21 protein-coding genes, 1 pseudogene and 1 riboswitch are annotated in these 23,784 nt (G+C 69.1%); of the genes and pseudogenes, 7 read left to right on the top strand and 15 right to left on the bottom strand.

Going from position 1 to position 23,784, the window contains the following annotated elements:
- Nucleotides 1-27 precede the first annotated feature (27 nt).
- The 5 genes from ON34_RS18030 to ON34_RS18050 all read left to right on the top strand — a co-directional run bounded on the left by ON34_RS18030 (nucleotide 28) and on the right by ON34_RS18050 (nucleotide 3,299).
- The gene (locus ON34_RS18030) at nucleotides 28-495 is read left to right on the top strand and encodes an OsmC family protein (protein ID WP_040780701.1); all 468 of its coding nucleotides are present in this window, start codon (nucleotides 28-30) and stop codon (nucleotides 493-495) included.
- A complete protein-coding gene (locus ON34_RS18035; protein WP_040780702.1) occupies nucleotides 495-773 on the top strand; it encodes an acylphosphatase in 279 nt (92 codons plus the stop codon). Before ON34_RS18030 ends, ON34_RS18035 begins: the two co-directional genes overlap by 1 nt.
- A 31-nt stretch (nucleotides 774-804) precedes the next feature.
- Nucleotides 805-1,614, top strand: coding sequence for a hypothetical protein (locus ON34_RS37185; RefSeq protein WP_051022806.1), 810 nt, complete (start codon nucleotides 805-807; stop codon nucleotides 1,612-1,614).
- Complete coding sequence (locus ON34_RS18045) at nucleotides 1,615-2,778, top strand: glutathionylspermidine synthase family protein (RefSeq protein WP_040780704.1); 1,164 nt, start codon at nucleotides 1,615-1,617, stop codon at nucleotides 2,776-2,778.
- Nucleotides 2,779-2,843: 65 nt separating this feature from the next.
- Complete coding sequence (locus ON34_RS18050; RefSeq protein ID WP_040780705.1) at nucleotides 2,844-3,299, top strand: DUF350 domain-containing protein; 456 nt, start codon at nucleotides 2,844-2,846, stop codon at nucleotides 3,297-3,299.
- A gap of 65 nt (nucleotides 3,300-3,364) precedes the next feature.
- Here ON34_RS18050 and ON34_RS18055 read toward each other — a convergent pair whose 3' ends face one another.
- The 12 genes and pseudogenes from ON34_RS18055 to ON34_RS18110 form a co-directional block, all read right to left on the bottom strand.
- A complete protein-coding gene (locus ON34_RS18055) occupies nucleotides 3,365-3,553 on the bottom strand; it encodes a hypothetical protein (RefSeq protein WP_040780707.1) in 189 nt (62 codons plus the stop codon).
- A gap of 98 nt (nucleotides 3,554-3,651) precedes the next feature.
- On the bottom strand, nucleotides 3,652-5,763 hold the full coding sequence (locus ON34_RS18060) for an amylo-alpha-1,6-glucosidase (protein ID WP_040780708.1): 2,112 nt from the start codon (nucleotides 5,761-5,763) through the stop codon (nucleotides 3,652-3,654).
- Nucleotides 5,764-5,777: 14 nt separating this feature from the next.
- On the bottom strand, nucleotides 5,778-6,944 hold the full coding sequence (locus ON34_RS18065) for a glycosyltransferase family 4 protein (RefSeq protein ID WP_040780805.1): 1,167 nt from the start codon (nucleotides 6,942-6,944) through the stop codon (nucleotides 5,778-5,780).
- 330 nt (nucleotides 6,945-7,274) lie between these two features.
- A pseudogene (locus tag ON34_RS38540) lies at nucleotides 7,275-8,383 on the bottom strand (winged helix DNA-binding domain-containing protein).
- Between the two features lie 63 nt (nucleotides 8,384-8,446).
- Complete coding sequence (locus tag ON34_RS18075; RefSeq protein WP_051022807.1) at nucleotides 8,447-9,988, bottom strand: PstS family phosphate ABC transporter substrate-binding protein; 1,542 nt, start codon at nucleotides 9,986-9,988, stop codon at nucleotides 8,447-8,449.
- A gap of 105 nt (nucleotides 9,989-10,093) precedes the next feature.
- Nucleotides 10,094-11,155 (bottom strand): PHP domain-containing protein, encoded by a 1,062-nt coding sequence (locus ON34_RS18080; RefSeq protein ID WP_051022808.1) that lies wholly within the window; start codon nucleotides 11,153-11,155, stop codon nucleotides 10,094-10,096.
- Nucleotides 11,156-11,159: 4 nt separating this feature from the next.
- Nucleotides 11,160-11,741, bottom strand: a complete 582-nt coding sequence (locus ON34_RS18085) for a dihydrofolate reductase family protein (RefSeq protein ID WP_040780710.1) — start codon at nucleotides 11,739-11,741, stop codon at nucleotides 11,160-11,162.
- A gap of 64 nt (nucleotides 11,742-11,805) precedes the next feature.
- A complete protein-coding gene (gene mutM, locus ON34_RS18090; RefSeq protein ID WP_040780711.1) occupies nucleotides 11,806-12,666 on the bottom strand; it encodes a bifunctional DNA-formamidopyrimidine glycosylase/DNA-(apurinic or apyrimidinic site) lyase in 861 nt (286 codons plus the stop codon).
- Nucleotide 12,667: 1 nt separating this feature from the next.
- Entirely contained in the window at nucleotides 12,668-13,381 is a 714-nt protein-coding gene (gene rnc / locus ON34_RS18095; protein ID WP_040780713.1) for a ribonuclease III, read from the bottom strand.
- A gap of 22 nt (nucleotides 13,382-13,403) precedes the next feature.
- Nucleotides 13,404-13,586 carry a 50S ribosomal protein L32 gene (rpmF, locus tag ON34_RS18100; protein WP_039799574.1) on the bottom strand — a complete coding sequence of 61 codons (183 nt, stop codon included), beginning with the start codon at nucleotides 13,584-13,586 and terminating at the stop codon, nucleotides 13,404-13,406.
- 2 nt (nucleotides 13,587-13,588) lie between these two features.
- A complete protein-coding gene (locus ON34_RS18105; protein WP_083889533.1) occupies nucleotides 13,589-14,227 on the bottom strand; it encodes a YceD family protein in 639 nt (212 codons plus the stop codon).
- Nucleotides 14,228-14,324: 97 nt separating this feature from the next.
- Nucleotides 14,325-15,071 carry a DivIVA domain-containing protein gene (locus ON34_RS18110; RefSeq protein WP_040780714.1) on the bottom strand — a complete coding sequence of 249 codons (747 nt, stop codon included), beginning with the start codon at nucleotides 15,069-15,071 and terminating at the stop codon, nucleotides 14,325-14,327.
- A gap of 372 nt (nucleotides 15,072-15,443) precedes the next feature.
- On the opposite strand from ON34_RS18110, the gene ON34_RS18115 reads away from it, so the two are divergent.
- Complete coding sequence (locus ON34_RS18115; RefSeq protein ID WP_040780813.1) at nucleotides 15,444-15,962, top strand: GtrA family protein; 519 nt, start codon at nucleotides 15,444-15,446, stop codon at nucleotides 15,960-15,962.
- Nucleotides 15,963-15,984: 22 nt separating this feature from the next.
- Here ON34_RS18115 and coaD read toward each other — a convergent pair whose 3' ends face one another.
- Genes coaD through ON34_RS18130 form a run of 3 tightly spaced genes read right to left on the bottom strand, consistent with a single transcriptional unit; the run spans nucleotide 15,985 to nucleotide 20,487 of the window.
- On the bottom strand, nucleotides 15,985-16,470 hold the full coding sequence (coaD, locus tag ON34_RS18120) for a pantetheine-phosphate adenylyltransferase (protein ID WP_040780715.1): 486 nt from the start codon (nucleotides 16,468-16,470) through the stop codon (nucleotides 15,985-15,987).
- Between the two features lie 52 nt (nucleotides 16,471-16,522).
- Entirely contained in the window at nucleotides 16,523-17,086 is a 564-nt protein-coding gene (gene rsmD, locus ON34_RS18125) for a 16S rRNA (guanine(966)-N(2))-methyltransferase RsmD (protein WP_040780716.1), read from the bottom strand.
- A complete protein-coding gene (locus ON34_RS18130) occupies nucleotides 17,083-20,487 on the bottom strand; it encodes a pyruvate carboxylase (RefSeq protein WP_040780717.1) in 3,405 nt (1,134 codons plus the stop codon). Before ON34_RS18130 ends, rsmD begins: the two co-directional genes overlap by 4 nt.
- A 450-nt stretch (nucleotides 20,488-20,937) precedes the next feature.
- Nucleotides 20,938-21,120: riboswitch (cobalamin riboswitch) on the top strand.
- Between the two features lie 170 nt (nucleotides 21,121-21,290).
- On the opposite strand from ON34_RS18130, the gene metE reads away from it, so the two are divergent.
- Nucleotides 21,291-23,558: a 5-methyltetrahydropteroyltriglutamate--homocysteine S-methyltransferase gene (metE, locus tag ON34_RS18135; RefSeq protein WP_063821700.1), complete on the top strand. Its 2,268-nt coding sequence runs from the start codon at nucleotides 21,291-21,293 to the stop codon at nucleotides 23,556-23,558.
- The last annotated feature ends 226 nt before the right edge of the window (nucleotides 23,559-23,784 follow it).

A 23,784-nucleotide genomic window follows, 5' to 3' on the forward strand; every position in this document is an offset into this window, starting at 1 on the left:
TGCGACGAGAATGGCAGGATCGAACCCATGGCTGAACAGACCGCTACCCCCGCCACCGCCACCGCGGCGCCGATCGAGCAAGGACCGACCACGCTGTGGGTCGAGCGCACTGGAACCAGGGCCTACACCGGCCGCAGCTCCCGCGGCGCCGAGGTCCTGATCGGTTCGCAGGGCGTTCCCGGTGTGTTCACCCCGGGCGAGCTGCTGAAGATCGCTTTGGCCGCCTGCTCGGGACTGAGCGCGGACTTCGCGCTGTCGCGCAAGCTCGGCGACAGCTTCGACGCCACCATCCGGGTCTCCGGCGACGCCGACCGGGAGAACGAGGTCTACCCGCACCTGGAGGAGGTGTTCGAGCTCGACCTCAGCGAACTCGACGAGGAGGCGCGGGAACGGTTGCTGGTCACCGTGCAGCGCGCCATCGACAAGGTGTGCACGGTGGGCCGGACGCTGAAGGCGGGATCGAAGGTGACGCTGTCGTTCGACATCGAGGCCTGATGGACGGCGCCGTCCGGTTGAGCGCGTGGGTGCACGGCCTGGTGCAAGGCGTGGGATTCCGCTGGTGGACCCGCTCCCGCGCGCTCGAACTCGGGCTGGTCGGGCACGCGACCAATGCCCGCGACGGCCGGGTGCACGTGGTCGCGGAGGGTCCTCGGCCCGCCTGCGAGCGGTTGCTCGACCTCTTGCGTTCCGGCGATACACCTGGTCGGGTGCGGTTGGTTGTGGAAAGCTGGGAGCCCGCGCGGGGTGATTTGACGGGTTTCGAGGAGCGGTAGTGGTGATTCGGGCGACAAGGGGGGAGCAGCGGTGAGTACGCGGAATCCGGGTGACGGCAACCGTCGAGACGACGCCCAACCCGGGCGACCGGACGAGGATCGGCCGACGCCTGCCGCCACGCCCGAATCAGCCGACCAGCAAGAGCCGTCGACACCCCCGTCCGGCACGGACTGGGCGACGCCCGTATCCGCGCCGAGCGGCCCCGGGCAACCACCCGAGGTCGACTGGTCGACGCCGACTTCGGTGCCGCCGGGCACGGGGACCGGCCAGGAGCCCGCCGGTTCCGATCAGCAGCCAGCCGAACCCCAACAACGCCGAGGCTCTGTGCAGCGTCAGGAACCAGGCGTCACGCAGCCGCGACCGCCCACGGTGGCCGAGGCCCGAGCGAGAGACAAAGCGCGTAAGCGCGCCGAAGAAGCGCAGCGCGCGGCCGCGGCGGCCGAGGAAGCCAAGAAGCGCAAGCGCAAGCGGGTCATGATCGGCGGCGTCGCCATAGTCGGCGTCGCCGGACTGGTCGGCGGCGGCTACCTCGCCTACCGCGCCCTGGCCGCGCCGGACCGGGTGACGGCGCACTGCGTGAAGACCGAGAACGGCCAGGAGTTGGTGGTCGACGACTCCTACTGCGGTGAGGGCCGTCCCGGCTTCACCAGCGGACCGGGCCTGATCATCCTCGGCGGCGGACCGCAGTACCGCTACTACTACGGCGGCACCGGCACCATCGGCAAACCACCGACCGGCGGCACCACGATCAAGCCGAAGGGCGCCGAGATCAAGACCAAGAGCGGGACCACGATCCAGCGCGGCGGGCTGGGCAGCAAGAGCACCGGCGGAGGGTCGTAGATGCGCCGCGTACGGGACACGCCCCGGCCGGGCTGGCAGCAGACCATCGAAAGCCAAGGCCTCGTCTACGGTTCCCCGGGACGGGACGCGAGCGGGCAGCCGCGGCCGTACTGGGACGAATCGGTCCATTACGAGTTCGAGATGGCCGAGATCCTCGCCTTGGAGGCCGATGTCGAACTGCTGCACTCGATGTGCCTGAACGCGGTCGAACACATCGTGCTCACCGAGCGGTTCGCCGATTTCGGCCTGCCCGAGTGGAGCTGGGGTCCGATCGCCGACTCCTGGAAACGCTCCGACCCGCACGTCTACGGGCGCTTCGACCTGCGCTATGACGCGCGCCGCCCGGCGAAACTGCTGGAGTACAACGCCGATACCCCGACCTCGCTGCTGGAGGCGGCGATCGTGCAGTGGCACTGGCTCACCGACCGCTACCCCGGCGGCGACCAGTGGAACTCGCTGCACGAGAAGCTCGTCGAGCGGTGGAGCGCGCTGCGTGACGTGCTGCCCACCCCGCAGCTGCATTTCACCTGGTCCGGCGCGGACGCCACGGGCGAGGACAACGTCACGACGGCCTATATGCAGGAGACCGCGGCCGAGGCCGGGTTCGACACCATCGCGCTGCCGATCGAAGAGGTCGGGTTCGATTCGGAGCTGGAGCGTTTCGTCGACCTGGCCGAGGCGCCGATCGAGGCGGTCTTCAAGCTCTACCCCTGGGAATGGGTGCTCGACGACGAGTTCGGCAAGCGCGTCGTGGACAGCCTGCCCCAGACCATGTGGATCGAACCGCTGTGGAAGACGCTGCTGAGCAACAAGGCGATCCTCGCGGTGCTGTGGGAGATGTACCCGGGCCACCCGAATCTGCTGCCCGCCTACCTGGACCATCCGCATGAGCTGACCGAGTACATCCGCAAGCCCAAGCTCGGACGCGAGGGCGCGAACATGACCATCGTCGGCGCCGGTCTGGAAACCGCCACCGGCGGCGTCTACGGCGAAGAAGGCTACGTGTACCAATTGCTCGACCCGCTACCGGAATTCGACGACATGCGCCCGGTGCTCGGCGCGTGGATCGTCGGCGATACCGCGGCCGGTCTCGGCATCCGCGAAACCGCGGGACTGATCACCGACGACGGCTCCGCCTTCGTCCCGCACCGCATCACCGACTGAGCATCGCCACCCGACAAACACGAATCCGTCTCGACCGCAGGCCAACCCATTTCGGAAGGATCACAATGACCGCAGTCGCCCTGGAATCGGGGTACTGGAGCTCGCTGGGCGAGGGTGTGGGAGCGATCATCCTCTACGCCCTCGTCGGTTTGGTGCTCATGCTCGTCGGCTTCTACGCCGTCGACCTGACCACGCCGGGCAAGCTGCGCAGACTGGTGGTGGCGGGCAAGCCGAACGCCATCATCGTGACCGCCGCGGGCATGATCAGCATGGCGTTCATCGTCGTGTTCGCCATCTTCGCGGTGGGCGGCGGCGGCAAACTCTCCGAGGGCCTGATCGCGGCGCTGGTATTCGGCCTGGTGGGCATTGTCGCGCAGGTCATCTCGGTGCGGGTCATCGAGCGGGCGCTCGGGATCGATATCGGCGCCGCGTTGCACGCCGAGACCTACACCGCCGAGGTCCTCGTCGTGGCCGCCGCGCATTTCGCGCTCGGGCTGGTCGTCGCCTTCGCGATTCTGTAACGATCACCGCAGGCGGAGGCCATCGCGGGGCAGGCTTGCCTACGCCGAGCGGTTTCGCCGGTGGGTCAGTTGTCGTCCAGGTGATCGAGGCAATACGCCGCCGCCGCGAGGTACTGGCGGCACTCCGGGCCGTGACCGGCGTGCACGCCGCGAATGAACAGCGCGCGGTCGAGGTCGAGATCGGTCGTGGGCTCCGCGGCGCAGTCCCGATGCTGCGTGCGCCACAGGTCCTGAGTGTCCAGCGATGTCTGCATCGTGCACCTCCCATGCCTGCGTGTCAGTGCGAGAAGGCCTTGCCAACATCCTTACGCCGGAGGCATACCCCGTCGCGCCTCTCGGCAACCCGACCCGGTCATCGGGTCACCAATTGCCAGTCGTCGGGGAGGCGCGCCGCGGTGATCTGGGTTCCCTCCACCTCCAGGTCGACGGTGCTCGCGCCGAGACGCAACGCGCGCAGCGAAATCCTGCCCCACCGCTGCGGGAGGTGCGGACGCACGCTGAGCGTCCGGGCCGGAACGTCCGGATCGAGCCCGAGAAACGCGCGCACCAGCAGCAGCGGCGCCGCGCTCGCCCACGCCTGCGGCGAACAGGACGTCGGATACGGCACCGGGGTGGCGAACCGCGACCGCGGGAAACCACAGAACAACTCCGGCAGCCGCCCGTCGAACACCGCTGCCGCGTCCAGCAATCCGGTGGCCAGCTGCGTCGCGAGTTCCACCGCCCCCGGAACGTGCTGGTACCGCAGCAGACCCGCCACCGCGATCGCCGTGTCGTGCGGCCAGACCGAGCCGCAGTGGTAGCTCATCGGGTTGTAGGCGCCCATGTTCGACGCCAAGGTGCGCAATCCGAACCCGGAGTCCATCTCCGCACCGCCCATATGCCGCACCAGTTCGGCCGCGTGCTCGTCACTGGCGATACCCGACCAGAGACAGTGCGCCGCATTGCTGGTCAGCGCGTCGACCTGCCGCTTGCCGCCGTCCAGCGCCACGGCGTACCAGCCGCGGTCGGGCAGCCAGAACTGCTCGGCGAACTTGCCACGCAACTCCTCGGCGCGCTCGTGCAGTTGGGCGGCCAGCCGCGGGTCGTCGAACGCGTCGGCCAAGTCGGCCCTGGCCAGCAGCGCCGCGTGCACGTATCCCTGCACCTCGCACAGAGCGATCGGCGCCTCGGCGATATGGCCGGAGGCGTCGTTGATTCCGTCGAAGCTGTCCTTCCACCCCTGATTGATCAGGCCGCGGTCGGTCGCGCGGCGGTACTCGACGAAACCGTCGCCGTCGCGGTCGCCGTAGTCGGTGATCCAGCGCAGCGCGGCGTCGGCGGCGGGCAGCAGTTGCCGAATCGCCTCGGGATCAGCGCCCCAGCGATGGCATTCGGCCAGCAGCATCACGAAGAGCGGTGTGGCGTCGGCGCTTCCGTAGTAGATGTTGCCGCCGAGTACCTGACCGCCCGCCGGGCCCCGGCGCATCTCGTGCATGATGCGTCCTGGCTCCTCCTCGGTGAGCGGGTTCACCTCCTGCCCTTGCAGTTCCGCCAGCTGCTGCAGCGTGCCCAGCGCGAGGTCGACTTCCAAGGGCAGCGCCATCCACGCGGTGAGCAGGCTGTCGCGACCGAACAGGGTCATGAACCACGGCGCGCCCGCGGCGACGAACGGGCGGGCGTCGCCGGATTCGTCGTGAATCTGCAACGCGCCCAAGTCGCTTTCGGTGCGGCGCAGCACCCGGGTGAGCACCGGATCGGAGGCGACGATATCGGTGGCGGTATCCCGCCATGCCTCGATCTTGCGGCCCGGCGCGCTGATTCCGTAGTGCTCGCCGGGGGCGATGGCCTGGAAGCGCTGATTGCCCACCGTGGGCTGGGCGATGATCTCGGTCTGCCAGCACTCGCCGACCGGCACGATCACTCGCCACAGCAGCGTGCCCGGCATCACCTGGGGCTCCACCGTCGCCGAGATCGAGATCCCGCGGGTGCGGTCGGCATGGTCGTGCAGCACCAGTTCGCCGTCGGCGACCGTCACGTCGGCCCTCGCGTGTCCCGCGCGGCCCTCCTTCACCGCGAACAGATCCACGAAATCGGCGTCCACGTGCAGCTCCAGCAGCACCGCCGTGGGCTCGCGGCCCATATTCTCCAAGGTGAGCAATTCGTGCATGCCATCGGCGACGATCCGTTCGCGCACCACCAGCAGCGTGCTGTCGGCCAGGCCCGCCTGCGGCGGCCTGCGCAACACGAACCTGGCGGCGAACGCCTCCGGACTCAGCACCGAAAGCGACTCGGCGGGTTTGCCGTTGACCAGCAACTCCCAGCGGGACAGCACGCGCGCGTCGCGGAAGAACAACCCGTGCGGCTTGCCCGGTTCCACATCGCCGAGCCGGTTCGACAGGCAGAACGTGCCGCCCTCCACCAGGGTCACCGAACCGCACCCCCCGAACCCGGCCGGTTCACCGGAATTCAGGGGGGCGGGAGTCAATGGTGGGGTACCGGTCACGCCAATCCGCTCGCGGCGATCCGGGCCGGCGCGGCAGCGGGCACGCCCGCGTCGATCGGCACGGCGCCGAACCGATTCTTGGACCGCAGCACCCGGCGATACACCTGCTCGTAGCCGAGGCCGAGGGTGTCGGAACCGAATTTCGCCTTCACGTGGGCCCGGCAGGCGAACGGGTCCATCGTCCGGACCTCCTCGATGGCCGCGGGCAACTCGGCGGGGTCGTCACAGATGCGGCCGGTCACGCCGTCGACGATCACCTCGGACACCGCCCCGCCGCGCAGCGCGACCACCGGCGTGCCACAGACCATGGATTCGATCATCACCATGCCGAACGGTTCCTCCCAGCGAATCGGGAACAACAGGCAACGCGCATTGGCCAGTAGCTTACGCTTGGCCGTGGCGTCGGCGAGGCCGAATACGTGGTCGTTTTCGGTCAGCAGCGGCCGCACCTTCTCCTCGAAGTAGATCTGCTCGGGCCGCTCGCTGCATTTGCCCGCGAGCACCAGCGGGATGCCCGCGGCGTGCGCTGCCTCCACCGCCAGGTGCGGGGCCTTGCACTCGCTGAACCGGCCGAGGAACAGCGCGTAGTCGTCCTTCTCGACGCGGAACGGCCAGTCGTCGACGTTCAGCGCATTGTGCACGCGCCCGGTCCAGTTCAGGCCCGCGGCGAGTTCGCGCTGCCGGTCGCTGATCGCGACCAGCGCCACCTCGTCGCCCAAATCCTGGTAGTAGCGGTAGATGTCGTCCTCGACCGGTCCGTGCACGGTCAGCACCGTGGGCAGGCCGAGACGCTGGAAGACCGACGCGTTGAGCGGCCCGGCGAACGTGTGGTCGTGCACCAGGTCCACACCCGATGTGGCCGCGGCCTTCTCGATCGCGCGTCGCACCCGGATCGCGTGCACGACCTCGGGGAACGGCTCGCCGAGGCGCTCGGGCACGGCGCGATCCCACACCGGCACGAACTTGGCTTTGGTGCCCGGCTCCCCCGCCCCGAACAGGGTCACGTCGTGCCCACGCGCCACCAATGCGTCGACCAGATCGGCGACCACGGCCTCGACACCGCCGTATGCCTTGGGCGGCACGTCGAAATACGGTGGCACGACCATCGCGATGCGGAACGGACCGCTGGAATGGTCTACCGACAGGTAATCGGACGACGCCATCGGCAGATCGGACAACGCCCTCTGCCCCGAAATCGGCACGGAAATCGCGCTCATGACCCTCCTTCCAGGGACAACCAAGTAGCACTCGCATTCACCCAGCACTCGGAGTACCGGGCGCCGAACTGAACTAAGTGGCCGCCGCGGCGGGGGTGAAGACCTTGCTGCACCGCCGTCCATGGGGCTTGGTTGGCCTGGTCACGCCCTCGGCATGATCAGGGGGGCCGTCTGGGAGGTACCTCAGACGCGCCGTTTCAAACCAATCGGGGTGACTAAAGTCAACGCAGTAGCAATTAATCCGCTATCAGTGGGTAGTCCGGTGGCCCCGATTCGTCAAGCCTCAATGACAACCTTCGGATCCGCGTCGGCCACCTCGCCCGGGCCCGCCGCGATGAACGCCAGCAGATCCTCGGCTTCGGCGCGGACCGCCGCCTCGTCCGACGCCGACAGCGGATGCCACGGCACGATGCGCAGCGTGGCGCCGTCGAGCGACCAGCGGCCGTGTACGAAGCCGTCGACCAGATACATGGGCACGCCCGCGGAGGCCTCCTTGGCGGTGCGCTTACGGTCTTCCTCGCTGATGATCCTGCGGCGGTCCTTGTGGCCGAGCAGCGCGTTGTCGAAGGCGGGCAGGAAACGAACCGGCACGGGCGCATCCGGCTCGGCCAAGGGCGCGTCCGGAAGATCGAACAGGACACGATGCTGGTCATCGGTGAATACCCGCAGACGTGGGCGCATCTCGTCGACGACCTCGGCCAACCGGGTGATGCCCGCCCATGCCTGCATGTCGGCCACCGTGGCGGGCCTTCGAACGCGGCCAGGTAGCGCAGCACCAGCGTCTCGGGCCGCGGCCCGGCGGCCATCGGCGCGCCGATCCATTCCTCGGCCAGCCCCACCGTGACGTACCGGTTGCGCCACCGACCCCACGCACCGGTCTCCGGGCCGTGCGCCAGCGGGATCAGCAACTCCACGGTCTCGGCCAGCCTGCGGGTGTGCCGACCCGGGAAGCGCTCCGCGAGCAGCTTCCCCAGCTCGCCGCGGCGCAGCAGCCGACCGGCCAGCATGTCGCGCCCGGCCGCCGCGAGTTCCGCCAGGTCGACGCCGTCGATCTCATCGCGGAAGTACGGCGTCTTCAGCGCGGCGTCGACCACCGGCTGCACCGTGGGCCGCAACCAGCGGAAGTCGGCCGCGTCGGCCAGATGCACGGTACGGCGGATCATGGTGGAGCGCACCACCTGACGCGCACGCAGCAGCGCGGCCAGGTCGTCGTGCCGGAACGACGCCAGTCGCGACCACAGTCCCACGTAGGGCCAGTTCGGCTCCTGGCCCTGCACGGCGACCAGATGCCGGACGAGTTCCAACGGGCTCAGCGCCACCCGATCCACCAGCTTCTGGCGGACCAGCAGCGTCCGATTCAGTTCGCGCAGCGACAGTTCCGTCATGGGTCCATCGTCGCTGAGGCCACCGACAGATCGGCGGCACGAGGTTCGGTCCGCGTGCGGGAATCACCGGTCGGGCAGGCAGCGGCCCGGGTCGGGCAGGTCCGCGCACGGCGCGTTGCCGTGCGCTCGCAGCACTTCTTTGCCGGTCTGATCGGTCAGGAAGTGCAGGAAGCTCGCGGCGAGCGAGTCACCGGGCAGTTCCCCATTGCTGTAGGCGTACTCGACGCCCCAGAACGGGTAGGCGCGCCGCACGGCGGCGTCGCGGCCCGCGCCGACGCCGTCGATCGCGATGGTGGGCAAGCCCGCGTCGATGGCTTCGGAGAACTCCAGATAGCCTACCGAGCCCGGGATGTCGGCCACCGCCTTGCGCATGTCCGCGGTCACCTGCACGTCGCAGTGCGCGGGCGCGCTGATGACCGTGCCTTTGAGCGCCGTGCAGCTCGCGTGCGGACGATCCGGCTGCGTGCCCTCGAGCACCCTGCGCTCGAAGGTGGTTCGCGAACCCGAACCGGGAATGCGGTTGACCAGCACGACCGGCAGGTCCGGACCGCCCACCTCGCGCCAGTTACCGATCCTGCCGCGGTAGAGATCCTGGATCTGGGCGACGGTCAGATCACGGACGCCGACGCCGGGATGGACGATCAGCGTGAACAACGACAGGGCGAGCGGCCGGTGCACCAGCGCCGGATATCCGCCGCCCTTCGCGCCGTCGCTGATCGCGAGTAGCCCCGGCTTGCCCGCGCCCTCCTCGGCGAGCTGGTCGAGACCGCGCTCGGTCCCCTCGAATCGGAACGCGAATTCCGCTCCGGTGCAACGCTTTCGATACTGGTCGGCGGCCTCCTCGATCACCGGGCCGAACGCCGAGGACCCGATCACGGTCAGCTTGCCCGACGCGCACTCGATCGGCGTCGGCGACGGCTCCCGCCAGACCACCACGAGCAGAAAACCGATCACCAGCACCAGAGACATCGTGAACACGACGAGCCTCCGGGACGTGCCCGCCCGGGTCTGGATGATCCGGCCGCCCTTGATACCGCCGCGCAGCACCGGCTCCGGGTAGTTCCCCGCTTCGCCGGAGCGCTGCAAGATCGCCAGGATCTTGTAGTGATCGTCCTTGCGCAGTGGCACTTTCGGCAGATCGATCACGCCGATGTGCCCGCCGGTGTCCTCGCGCACGTCGATGGCGGAGTTGCGACCGAGATGGTCGGCCAGCGCCGAAGGATCGCTCAGTTCGTTCACCGCCATGCCGATCACCCGGCGCTGCGGAAAATGCAGGTGCAGACCGATCTGCTGGCTCGGCGCCGTGTAGTCCTCGATGTCGATGCTGGTGATGCCCGCGTTCTCGATGCGCACCAAGACGACCGAGATGTCCTTCAGATCCGGGCTCGCGCCGTCGGCCGAGGGACGCAACTGCGTGAGCACCCCGGGGAACCTCGACTCGATCTCACCGGTGACGGGCGTATCCATCTGCACCCGGTAGCCGAGCCGTTTGCGGCCCGCGAGGACGAACTCCCATAGCGGCCCGACAACCGCCACGACGAGCGCTATGACCGCCGCAACGGTACCTATCAGCGTCAGAACGGTGTCGAGCGGCAAGTCGCCCACCAGTTGATCCCACTCCCCGAGAAAACCATGTGACACTCATTCTCTGCGGCAATCATGCGCCCGCACACCGCGATTCGAACTGTTCGGCCACCGTTAACCCGGCGGTCATGCCCCAGCGCGGGTCCATGCCAGCAGGTCCGCCAGCGGCCAGGTGTTGATCACGCGTTCCGCGGCAACGCCGTTCGCGACCGCGCGCTCGCATCCGTACCCTTGCCAGTCGAGCTGTCCAGGTGCGTGCGCGTCGGTGTCGATGGCGAAGTGACACCCCATCTCCACCGCTAGGCGCAGCAATCGCGAGGGCGGATCGAGCCTTTCGGGCCTGCTGTTGATCTCCACGGCAGTGCCGTAGGTGCGGCATGCCTCGAAAACGACCTCGGCGTCGAAGGTCGACTCCGGCCTCGTGCCACGACCGCCCGTCACCAAGCGGCCGGTGCAGTGCCCGAGCACGTCGACATCGGGATCGGCGACCGCGTAGGCCATGCGCTTGGTCATCGTCGCGCTGTCGTCGCGCAGATGCGAATGCACGCTGGCCACGACGATGTCCAACCGGGCGAGCAGGTCCGCCCGCTGATCGAGGGTGCCGTCGTCGAGGATGTCCACTTCGATGCCGGTGAGGATGCGGAACGGCGCCATCCGGTCGTTGAGTTCGGCGACCACGTCCAATTGCTTGCGCAGCCGGTCGGCGGACAGCCCGTTGGCCACGGTCAATCGCGGCGAATGGTCGGTCAGGGCGCAATATTCGTGGCCGAGCGCCGCCGCGACGCGCATCATCTCCTCGATCGGGCTGCCGCCGTCGGACCAATTGGAGTGCGTGTGCAGATCGCCGCGCAGCCGCTCGCGCAACGGCTGGCCCGGCGCCCCGATCGGCTGCGCGGCCGCGCGCAGTTCGGCCAGGTACCGCGGCACCGTACCGGCGTACGCCTGTTCGATGACGGCCGCGGTCTTGGGTCCGATGCCCGCGATCTCCTGCCAGCTGCCCGCCGCCCGATGCGCCTCGCGCTCCTCGGCGGACAGCCCGTCGACGGCGTCGGCGGCGCGCCGGTAGGCCTTGACCCGGTGGGTTTCGGCTCGGGCGCGTTCCAGCCAGAAGCCGATCTCCCGCAGCGCCGCCACCGGACCGGGCGCGGTGGCGTCGTCCGGTGTCCCGCTCGGATCCTGGTCGAGCACCGGGCTAAACGATCCGGCTGTACTTGATGAAGGCCACGCCGTCCTCGAACACCGTGCTGGTGATCACCCGGAACTTCGCCGGTTCCGGCAGCCGCGACCCCGCGCCGAACAGCGGGCGTCCACGGCCGAGCACGATCGGGTACAGCTTGAGGAAGATCTGGTCGATCTCCGGGAGCAGCACCTGCGCCAGCTCGCCGCCGCCGCACAGCCAGATGCCGAGCCCGCTTTCTCGCTTGAGCGTCCTGACCTTCTCGACCGGGTCCGCCGAGATCAGCTCCACGGCGGGATCGGGGCTCTCCGGCAGGGTGGTGGAGACCACGAACTGCCGCAGGTGCGCGTACGGGCTGGAGGTGCCGGTGCGCACGCCGAAGTCGTGGGTCTTGCGCCCCATCAGCACGGTGTCGAAATAGCGATTGCGTTGCTCGACTCCGATCGCTTCGCGCACCTTGGTCGGCAGCGTCTCCGGGTACTGCGCGTTGATCGCTGGGCCGTGATCGCCGCCGACCGGGAAGAAGTCGACCGAGCCCCCCTCGGTGGCGATGAACCCATCGATGGTCGAGGCGACGTAATAGGTGAGCTTGCGCATGCTTCCTTCCTCACGGGTCGGGTGACAGTCCGAACCGCCCTGAGGAAACGGTAGCTCGCTCGCGCTAGCGGTGGCGCGGCTTCGGCTGGCAGCGCGGGCAGGAGTACGACGAGCGGTTCATGAACCGCTCCCGGACGATCGGCGCGCCACAGCGGCGGCACGGCTCGTCCTCCCGGCCGTAGACGGCGAGGGAGCGCTCGAAGTAGCCGGACTCACCGTTGATGTTCACATACAGTGCGTCGAAGGACGTGCCGCCCGCGTCGAGCGCTTCGGCCATCACCGCACGCACCTCGGCGAGCAGGGCGCGCACGGCGGGCCTGGACAATCCCGCCGCGATCCGCCCGCCGTGCAACCGGGCACGCCACAGCGCCTCGTCGGCGTAGATGTTGCCTATGCCGGAGACGACGCCCTGGTCGAGCAGGACGCGTTTGATCTCGCTGCGCTTGCCCCGAATGACGGCGACCACGGATTCGAGGTCGAAGCGCGGGTCGAGCGGGTCGCGGGCGATGTGCGCGACCGGCTCGGGCACCAGGGTGCCGTCCACCTCGACCAGCGGCGCGAGCGCCCAGCCGCCGAAGGTGCGCTGGTCGACGAAACGCAGCTGCGTGCCGTCACCGAAGGTGGCGCGGATGTGCGCGTGCTTCTCCAGCGGAGCGTCGGCGGGCTGGATCAGCATCTGACCGCTCATCCCCAGATGCACCACCAACGCGGCTTCGGGGTCGTCGAAGGTCAGCCAGAGGAACTTGCCGCGCCGCTCGGCCGACTCGACCTTCAGGCCGGTCAGCCGTGCGGCGAGATCGGCGGCGCCTTCGAGATGGCGGCGCACCGACCGGGGATGGGTGATCGCCACCGATTCGACGACCCGGCCGACCACATGCTCGGCGAGGCCACGTCGAACCACCTCGACCTCGGGAAGCTCGGGCACGTCAGGTTTCGGCGGTCAGCGCCTCGTAGGCGGCCCCCGCGGCCTTCTGTTCGGCTTCCTTCTTGGACCGGCCGACGCCCTGCCCGTAGGCCCGGCCGCCGATCACCGTGGTCGCGGTGAACTCCTTGTCGTGGTCCGGCCCCGTCGAGGTGATCTCGTAGCTGGGCACGCCGAGGCCACGCTCGGCGGTGAGTTCCTGCAGGCTGGTCTTCCAGTCCAAGCCGGCGCCCATGCGGGGGCCCCGCTCGAGCAACTCGGCGAACAGCCGCAACACCACCGAGCGCGCCACATCGATGCCGTGCTGCAGATGCACGGCACCCAGCAGCGACTCCATGCCGTCGGCGAGGATGCTCTCCTTGTCCCTGCCGCCGGTGAGCTCTTCGCCCTTGCCCAGCAGCAGATGGGCACCGAGCCCGCCTTCGCCGAGGCCGCGGGCGACCTCGGCGAGCGCGCGCATGTTCACCACGCTCGCGCGCAGCTTGGCCAGCTCACCCTCGGTCTTGGAGGGATGCTCGTGATACAGCCGCTCGGTGATGCTCAGCCCGAGCACGGAGTCGCCGAGGAACTCGAGACGTTCGTTCGTCGGCAGACCGCCGTTCTCGTACGCGTACGACCGGTGGGTCAGCGCGAGGCGCAGCAGATCCGGCTGCAGGTCGACGCCAAGCGCGGCGAGCAGGCTCGCGTGTTCACCGGACGAGTCGGGTTCGTCGGTCACGTCGCTACGGAAGGTCGAACGATCAGACCGCGGCGGTGACCTGGCGACCCTTGTAGGTGCCGCAGGACGGGCAGGCGATGTGCGGCAGGGTCTTCTCGCCGCAGGCGCGGTTCGGGCAGGTGATCAGGGTCGGCGCGGCGGCCTTCCACTGGCTGCGCCGCGACCTGGTGTTGGAACGGGACATCCGGCGCTTGGGAACGGCCACGACTACTTCTCCTCTGTCCTATGTGCTGTGTCACCCTCGTCGGGGCTGCCGATGCCGGGCGATCCGGCGGCGAATTTCGCCAGTCCGGCCCAGCGGGGGTCAAGTATCTCATGGGTGTGCTCGGATCCCGCAATCGCCATCCGCACCCCGCATTCCGGGCACAGTCCGGCGCAATCCGCTGTGCACAGCGGCTGGAGCGGGAGCTCGAGGCCGAACGCGTCGATGATCACGGGCTCGAGGTCGATGGTGTCGTCGACCATGCGATAGACCTCGTCGTCCTCGGTGGTCTGCTCGGTGGTGCTGTCCGGATAGGCGAACAACTCGGTGAGTCGCACGCCGACCTCGCCGGTGAACGGCTCCAGGCAGCGCGAGCACTCCCCCTCGATCGGCGCGGTCACCGTTCCGGTGACCAGCACACCCTCGGACACCGCCTGCAACTGCAGGTCGAGCTCCACCTCCGCGCCGACGGGGACGGCGACCAGATCCAGGCCGATCCGCTCCTGCGTGGTCACGGTGCGGCGCAGCTCGCGCATCGTGCCCGGCCTGCGGCCGAGGCTGCGGGTGTCCAGCACGAAAGCCGCGTCCGGCATCCGGCGCTTGGCCGAATGGGAACGCGACGCGGAACCGGATCCGGCGGACATCACGAACTCACTCACGATCGGGGGGATATGGGCAACCACTCAACAATACGCGACCGCGCGGTTCTCACCCAAACGCTGCTGATCATCCCGGATGCCGCTACCTGCGGAATTCGGTGGCGTAGTCGGGCGCGCCCGCCCCGGTGCGCAGCTGGGTGCGCCCGCGGCCGACGGTGCGCAGCGTGCTGGTGAGCGTCTCTTCGAAATCGGCCAGCCGGGAGTCGACGTAGTGGTCGCACTCCTCGCGCAGCCGATCGGCTTCGGCGTGCGCGGCGTCGATCACCCTGGCTGATTCGGCATGCGCGGCGCGCACCACCTCGGTCTGCGTGACCAAGCGCTCCTGCTCGGCGAGACCTTCCGCCACGGACCGTTCGTAGGCGGCCTTCCCCGCCTCGATCATCCGCTCCGACTCGGTGCGCGCCCGGCCGGTCAGCGCCTCGTATTCGGCGTTGCCGTCGGCCACCACGCGCTCGGCCTCCTCCTGCGCGGAGGCGACCAGGCGGTCGGCGTGCGCGCTGGCCTCGGCCACCATGCGGTCGGCGTGTGCCTTGGCGTCGGCGAGGATGCGGTCGGCCTCCTCGCGGGCCGAGCCGATCGTGCGGTCGGCCTGTTCGTTGGCGCTCTGCACCGTGGTCTCGGCCGCGGCCCTGGCGTCGGACACGATCTTGTCCCGGTGATCGAGCACGTCCTGGGCGTCGTCGAGTTCGCCGGGCAGCGCGTCACGGACGTCGTCGAGCAGTTCGAGCACATCGCCGCGCGGAACGATGCAGCTGCGGGTCGGCGGGATGCCGCGCGCCTCCTCGACGATGGCGACGAGTTCGTCGAGCGCTTCGAATACGCGATACATGCTCACTACCCTCCTGCGGACTCACGGCGAAACCCAGTGTGCCCCTCGTCACGGCTCGTGCCGAGTGCATTTCCGGTGTGTCGCGGCAGTGTCTTGCACGCCACAGAATCAAGTGGAGCCCTCCTCTCCGCTTCGTGTTACATTCGTCTGGAAGATCGAACTCGGATCTTCAGCACGGACCGCGAGCCTGCCGGGATCGCGGACAAAGAGCCGGAGGAACGGACACCTGCCCGTCGAGTGTCGACAGGCTCCGACCATTCAGCGACCGCTGAATACGCGCCACGAACGGAACCTGCCGAGAATCGACGGGCAAGGAAGCGATGATCGATCGCAGGTGCCCGCGCCGAGGGCTCGTGGGCGATCGGAATGACGATGACTGTTCTGGAACTACCGCGATCGGCGGGAGCGAGCGCCACCAGCTTGTTCACCCCGTGGGTGAGCCCGTACCCGCTGGTGCCGACGGCGCAGGCCGCGGCGACGTTCGGCCGGCTGCTCCAGTACCTGCGCGGTGACCGCGCCTTCGCCCAGCTGATCCGCTTCTCGCTCGTCGGCGGATCAAGCAACGTCGCCTACGTGCTGCTGTTCTTCGCCATGCACGGTGTCGGGCCGCTGATCGCGAACGTCGCCGGCTCGGTCGTCAGTACCATGATCGCCAACGAACTGCACCGCCAGCTGACCTTCCACGCCGCGGGCCGGGTCGGCTGGTTCACCGCGCAGTGGGAAGGCGGCGGGCTGGCGCTGGTCGGTCTCGGCATCACGACCGCGGCCCTGGCCGCACTCGGCGTGTGGGCGCCCGGTCTCGGGGACACCGCGCAGGCCGCCGCCATCCTGGCCATCACCGCCGCGGTCGGCGGCATGCGCTTCCTGGCACTGCGCGGCCTGGTTTTCTGAAACTCCGCTGCCCGGGCGAGAGTCAGTTCTTGCGTTCGGCCAGGCGGTCGAGAAGGCGTTTGTGGACCGACGGGGGAAGCATGTCGCTGACGTCGCCGCCGTATGTGGCGACCTCCTTGACGAGCGAGCTGGACAGGTAACTGAAGGACGGGTTGGTGGCGATGAAGAAGGTGTCCACGCCGGAGAGCTTCTTGTTCATCTGCGCCATTTGCAGCTCGTAGCCGAAGTCGCCCGCGTCTCGCAGGCCCTTCACGATGGCGGTGATGCCCTGCTCGCGGGCGAAGTCCACGAGCAGACCGTGCCATGACTCCACCCGGACGTTGCTCAGGTGCGCGGTCGACTCGCGCAGCATCTCGATGCGCTCCTCGACGGTGAACATGCCCTGCTTCTTCGGGTTGATCATGACGGTGATGACCACCTCGTCGAACTGGGCCGCCGCCCGGGTGAAGACATCGAGGTGACCGTAGGTCACGGGGTCGAACGACCCGGGGCACAGTGCTCCTGCCATGAGCCGACGCTAGCAGGGCCGCGGCCCCGCGGCACGAGTGGCCACGCCGCGTCTACTCCTCCGGCTCGAACTCCGCCAGGTCGATGCGGGTTTCACCGTACCGGCGCGACTTCGCCGGGAGGAAGCCTGCGGGCCAAGCTGTTTCGGGCGAGCGCGCCGAACGCTCCAGCACCACCACGGCACCGGGACGCAGCCAGCCGTGCTCGGCGAGCGCGCGCAGGTCGTCCAGCACGGCGGCGTTGTCGACGGCGTAGGGCGGATCGGAGAACACCACGTCGAAGCCGCCCGCACAGCCCAGCCGCAGCACGCTCGCGACCGTCGCGACCCGCAGCTCGGCGCCAGGCAGCCCGAGCTCGGCGATATTGCCGCGCACCACCGCGGCCGCCTTGCGGTCGGACTCGACGAGCAACGCGTGCTCGGCGCCGCGCGAGAGCGCCTCCAACCCGAGCGCGCCGGAGCCCGCGTACAGGTCGAGCACGCGGGCGCCCGCGAAGTCCAGCCGCGCGTCCAGGACGCTGAACAGCGCCTCACGTACCCGATCGGAGGTCGGGCGGGTGCCCGAGGGCGGCACCCGCAGGCGCCGCCCGCCCGCCGTCCCCGCGACGATCCGGGTCATTGGGCCGAGGATTCCCGCACGGTCAGCTCGATGAGCAGATCGCCGCCTTCCACCTGCTGCACCGGGCCGATCGCGACGCGGCCGACGATGCCCGCGCGGGGCGCGGTGATCGCGGCTTCCATCTTCATGGCTTCGATGGTGCCGATGGTCTCGCCCGCGGCGACCGAATCGCCTTCGGACACAGCGAGAGTCACCACGCCCGCGAACGGAGCCGCGACATGCCCCGGGTTGGCCTTGTCGGCCTTCTCCGCGGCGGGGATGTCGCTGGCGATCGAGCGGTCCCGCACCGAGACCGGCCGCAGCTGCCCGTTCAGGATGCACATCACCGTGCGCATGCCGCGCTCGTCCGGCTCCGAGATCGCCTCCAGGCCGATGAGCAGGGTGACGCCTTTCTCCAGCTGCACCCGGTGTTCCTCACCGCGGCGCAGACCGTAGAGGAACTGGTTGGCCGACAGCCCGGAGGTGTCGCCGTACTTCTCCCGGTGCGCGAGGAATTCGGCGGTGGGACCGGGGAACAGCAGGCGGTTGAGCGTGGCGCGCCGCTCGTCGGAGCTACCGGCCAGCCCTTTCTCGTCCGCGGGGGTCAACGGCGTTTCCGGCTTGGCCGCGCCGCGACCGGCGAGCGCCTTGCTGCGGAACGGCTCCGGCCATCCGCCCGCGGGGGTGCCGAGTTCGCCACGCAGGAACCCGATCACGGAATCGGGGATGTCGTAGCGGCCCGGATCGGCGGCGAAGTCCTCGATGTCGACGCCGGTACCGACCAGCGCGAGCGCGAGGTCGCCGACGACCTTCGACGACGGTGTCACCTTCACCAGACGGCCGAGCAGCCGGTCGGCCGCCGCGTACTTGGCCTCCACCTCCTCGAACCGGTCGCCGAGGCCGAGCGCGATGGCCTGCTGCCGCAAATTCGACAGCTGACCGCCGGGGATCTCGTGGGTGTACACCCGGCCGGTGGGTGCGGGCAGCCCGGATTCGAACGGCGCGTAGACCTTGCGCAGCGCCTCCCAATACGGCTCCAGATCGCACACGTTCTGCAGATCGAGGCCGGTGTCGTACTCGCTGTGCGCCGCGGCGGCGACGATCGCCGACAGCGCGGGCTGACTGGTGGTTCCGGCCATCGCCGCGCTGGCGCCGTCGACGGCGTCGGCACCGGCCTGCCACGCGGCGAGGTAGGTGGCCAGCTGACCGCCGGGCGTGTCGTGCGTGTGCACGTGCACCGGCAGATCGAAGTTGCTGCGCAGCGCGGTGACCAGCTTGGTAGCGGCCGGGGCGCGCAGCAGACCGGCCATGTCCTTGATGGCCAGCACGTGCGCGCCCGCGTCGACGATCTGCTCGGCCAGCTTCAGGTAATAGTCGAGGGTGTAGAGCGATTCGTCCGGATTCGCCAGGTCACCGGTGTAGCTCATCGCGACTTCCGCGACCGCCGTCCCGGTTTCGCGCACTGCGTCGATGGCCGGACGCATCTGGTCGACATTGTTGAGCGCGTCGAAGATCCGGAAGATATCGATACCGGTCGCGGTCGCCTCGGAGACGAACGCGCGGGTCACCTGCTCCGGATACGGCGTGTAACCCACGGTGTTGCGACCGCGCAGCAGCATCTGCAAACAGATGTTCGGAATCGCCTCGCGCAAGGCGGCCAGCCGCTCCCACGGGTCCTCGTACAGGAACCGCAAAGCGACGTCGTAGGTCGCGCCGCCCCACGCCTCGATCGACAGCAGCTCCGGCGTCATACGCGCGACGTGCCCGGCCACGCCGAGCAGGCCGTTCGTGCGCACCCGGGTGGCCAGCAGCGACTGGTGCGCGTCGCGGAAGGTGGTGTCGGTGACGCCGACCGCCTTCTGCTCGCGCAGCGCCCGAGCGAACCCTTCCGGCCCCAACGCCAGCAGCCGCTGCCGGGAGCCGTCCGGCGGCGGCACGCTCAGGTCGATCGCGGGCAGCTTGTCGTGCGGGTACACCGTGGTCGGCCGCTCACCGTGCGGCTTGTTCACGGTGACATCGGCCAGGTACTCGAGGATCTTGGTGCCGCGGTCGGCGGATTGGCGCAGGGTGAGCAGCTGCGGGCGCTCGTCGATGAACGAGGTGGTGACCCGGCCCGCCTTGAAGTCGGGGTCATCGAGTACCGCGAGCAGGAACGGGATGTTGGTGGCCACACCGCGGATGCGGAACTCCGCCAGCGCCCGCCGCGCCCGCGCCACCGCCGCGGGGAAGTCGCGACCACGGCAGGTGAGCTTGACCAGCATCGAGTCGAAGTAGGCGCCGATCTCCGCACCCAGGTTCGCGCCGCCGTCCAGCCGGATGCCCGCGCCGCCGGGTGTGCGGTAGGCGGTGATGCGGCCGGTGTCCGGACGGAATCCGTTGGCCGGGTCCTCGGTGGTGATCCGGCACTGCAGCGCCGCGCCCCGGATGGTCACCGCATCCTGGCTCAATCCGAGGTCGGCGAGGGTTTCGCCGGCGGCGATGCGCAGCTGCGACTGCACCAGGTCCACATCGGTGATCTCCTCGGTCACCGTGTGCTCCACCTGGATGCGCGGGTTCATCTCGATGAAGACGTGGTTGCCGCGCTCGTCGAGCAGGAACTCCACGGTGCCCGCGCACGAGTAGCCGATCTGGCGTGCGAACGCCACCGCGTCGGCGCAGATGCGTTCCCGCAGTGCCGGGTCCAGGTTGGGCGCCGGCGCGAGCTCGATGACCTTCTGGTGGCGGCGCTGCACCGAACAGTCCCGCTCGAACAGGTGCATCACGTTGCCGTGCTGGTCGGCCAGGATCTGCACCTCGATGTGCCGCGGGTTCACCACCGCCTGCTCGAGGAATACGGTCGGATCGCCGAACGCCGACTCCGCCTCCCGCGAGGCCGCCTCGATCGACTCGCGCAACTGCTCCGGGGCGGCGACACGCCGCATACCGCGTCCGCCGCCGCCGGCGACCGCCTTGACGAAGATCGGGTACTCCAGCTCCCTGGACGCGGCGATCAGCTCGTCGACGTTGGCCGACGGCGCGCTGGAGCGCAGCACCGGAAGCCCGGCCGCCTTGGCCGCCTCGATGGCGCGCGCTTTGTTTCCCGCCAGCTCGAGTACCTCAGCCGAGGGCCCGATGAAGGTGATGCCCTCGCGAGCGCAGGCCGCCGCCAGGTCCGGGTTCTCGGAGAGAAAGCCGTAGCCAGGGTAGATGGCGTCCGCCCCCGCCGACTTGGCCGCCTCGATGATCGCATCGATGGACAGGTACGCCCGGACCGGATGGCCCGGCTCCCCGATCTGATACGACTCCGCCGCCTTCAGCCGATGAACCGAATTGCGGTCCTCATAGGGGAACACGGCGACCGTCCCGATGCCGAGTTCGTAGGCCGCACGGAAGGCGCGGATGGCGATCTCGCCACGGTTGGCAACCAAGACTTTCGAGAACATTGACCTAAGGTACCCGGCTCCGTGAACCGCACGGACAAGGAATCCCCCTTCGCAAGGGTCTTCACAAAGGGCCCTAGCACCGTTGCGAAGTTGCGTTCACGAGCCCGACACATGAGCTTCGCGACAGCAACCGTGCACCCCAGTTTGCTACTTGGATCGGCCTCTGGCCCGCACCGGCCGCTGCCGCCGGATCGACGCCGAGCCACCACACGCCCCCCAGCGCAACGAGTGATTTCGTGAGCACATGGGTAACTCACCGGGAACTCCCAGAACTCGAGCGGCACCCAACGCAGGACCTGAACGCAACTCCGTCTCACCCCACCAGTACGGCCTAAAGACCCGGAGAGGCGGGGGAGCCTATGCTGAGGGGGCAGCTGGTTCACCGGTGCGCGGCGAGATGGAGCCCCGACGTCGCGCGACGGAGTCGAGCCCGTCCGAGCGGCGGGCGAGAGGGAACCCGGTGGGAATCCGGGACTGTCCCGCAGCGGTATGCAGGAACGACCGCCGTCACCAGGCACTGAGTTCACCGGGCCGGAAGGCCGCGACTCGGGAAGCGACGGCCAGTAGGTCGGCCATAGGGAACAGCGGCGCGAGCTGGACTCCCTCGGCCGGTGCCCGCGAGTCCGAAGACCTGCCAGCCGTGCCGGGTACGCCGTATCCGGCGGCCACCGCCTCGTGGATTGGGCGCGCGGATCACCAGTTGACGTGTCGGGCTCCTCGGCCGGGAATATCTCCGGCATGTCATAAGGTTCTCCGCCTGCCCGTATGGCGATGGCTTTCGTCCTCAGCAATGGAGAAACATCGTGACTGTTTCACAGCAAAAGCCGTTCACCGCAACGGTTCTCGGGCTACCACGGGTGGGGCCGCGGCGAGAGCTCAAACGGGCCACGGAGGCCTATTGGGCAGGCAAGATAGACGCCGAGCAGTTGCACGCCGTGGCACGTGATCTACGGCATGCTCAGCTCACCGGACTGCTCGCCGCGGGAATGGACTCGATCCCTGTCGGGACCTTTTCCTATTACGACCAGATGCTCGATACCGCCGTGCTGCTCGGCGCGCTGCCGCCTCGGGTCGCCGGGATCGCCGATCCGCTGGATCGGTATTTCGCCGCCGCTCGCGGCACCGACACGGTCGAACCGTTGGAGATGACCAAATGGTTCGACACCAATTACCACTACTTGGTGCCGGAGATCGGCCCGGACACCGCGTTCTCGCTGCACCCGGAGAAGCTGCTGGAAGAACTGCGGGAGGCGCTGGAGCTGGGCGTGCCCGCGCGGCCGGTGGTGATCGGGCCGATCACCTTCCTGAAGCTGGCGAAGGCGACCGGCGTCCCGGCGCTGGCCCGGCTGCTGGAGCTGCTTCCGCTGTATCGGGAGTTGCTGCGCAGGCTGGCCGTGGCGGGCGCCGAGTGGGTGCAGATCGACGAACCGGTGCTGGTCACCGATCTCACGGCGGAGGAAATCGACCTGGTGCAGGTCACCTACGCCGAACTGGCCGCGGCGAGCGAGCGTCCCGCGATCCTCGTCGCGACCTACTTCGGCGATCCGGGTGCCGCGCTCGCCCCGCTGGCCGGGACCGGGATCGAGGCCGTGGCCGTGGACTTCACCTCCGGTACCGATGTTTCCGCGGTGGCGGCGGTGCCCGCTCTCGCGAACAAGCTGGTCGTCGCCGGAGTGGTGGACGGACGCAACGTGTGGCGCACGGATCTGGACCGCGCCCTGGCCACGCTCGGCAGTGTGCTGGAATCCGCTGGGCAGGTGGCGGTTTCGAGCTCGTGCTCGTTGCTGCACGTGCCGTACACCCTGGCCGCGGAGACCCGGTTGGATGAGCGGCTGCGGTCGTGGCTGGCTTTCGGGGCGGAGAAGGTGACGGAGGTGCGCCTGCTGGCGACCGCCCTGCGTGAGGGACCGGAGGCGATCGGCGCCGACTTGGCCGCGGCGCGGGCGGCACTGGCGTCGCGGCGGTCGGATCCGCGGCTGAACGATCCGCAAGTGCGGGCCAGGCTGGCCGCGCTCGGGCCGGACGCCGTCCGCCGTGCTCCCGCCGAGCAGCGCCGCGAGCTGCAACGGGACCGTTTGCGGCTGCCCGCGCTGCCGACCACGACGATCGGCTCCTATCCGCAGACCTCCGCGATCCGGCTGGCGCGGGCAGCGCTGCGCAAGGGCGAGATCGATCAGGCGGAGTACGTGCGCCGGATGCGCGCCGAGATCGCGGACGTGATCGCGCTCCAGGAGGAGCTGGGGCTGGACGTGCTGGTGCACGGCGAGCCGGAGCGCAATGACATGGTGCAGTACTTCGCCGAGCAGCTCGACGGTTTCGCGGCTACCGAGCAGGGCTGGGTGCAGTCGTACGGGACCCGCTGCGTGCGGCCGCCGATCCTGTTCGGGGACGTGGCGCGCCGGGAGCCGATGACGGTCGAATGGATCGGCTACGCGCAGTCGCTCACCGACAAGCCGGTCAAAGGGATGCTGACCGGTCCGGTGACCATTCTCGCGTGGTCGTTCGTCCGCGACGACCAGCCGCTGGAGGAGTCCGCACGCCAGGTGGCGCTGGCGATCCGGGACGAAACCGTCGACCTGGAATCCGCGGGCATCCGGATCATCCAGGTCGACGAACCGGCTCTGCGCGAACTGCTTCCGCTGCGCGCGGCGGATCAGCCCGCGTACCTGGACTGGTCCGTGCTGTCGTTCCGGCTGGCCACCTCCGGTGTCTCGGATGCGACGCAGATCCACACCCATCTGTGCTATTCGGAGTTCGGCGAGGTGATCGACGCGATCGCCGGGCTGGATGCCGACGTCACGTCGATCGAGGCCGCCCGCTCACACATGGAGGTGCTCGACGACCTCAACGCGGCGGGCTTCGATCTGGGCGTGGGCCCCGGCGTGTACGACATCCACTCGCCGCGGGTGCCCAGCGTGGAGGAGATCGTCACGTCCCTGCGCGCCGCGCTGAAAGCCGTTCCTGCCGAACGGCTCTGGGTCAATCCGGACTGCGGATTGAAGACCAGGGGACGCGCCGAAGTGGAAGCCTCGCTGCGCAATATGGTCGCCGCCACGGCGGCGGTGCGGTGAACACGTCCGCCTGAGCGATGATCGGCGCCCCCTTCCCCCGGCGAAGGGGGCGCCGACTCGCGTCACGCCCGTCGGCCGCAATGCCTGCCGCCCCTGGTCGCCCTCCCCCGACCCCCCGGATCAGTTCCCGCGCCCGTGCAGCCGGAATCCCCTCCGCAGGTCACGCGCTCAGCCGGATTCCGGTTCCGGCCGTGGACGCTGCCGCCGCCGCGACGTATACCGCTCA

This window comes from Nocardia pneumoniae NBRC 100136 (assembly GCF_000308755.1).
Lineage (GTDB): Bacteria > Actinomycetota > Actinomycetes > Mycobacteriales > Mycobacteriaceae > Nocardia > Nocardia pneumoniae.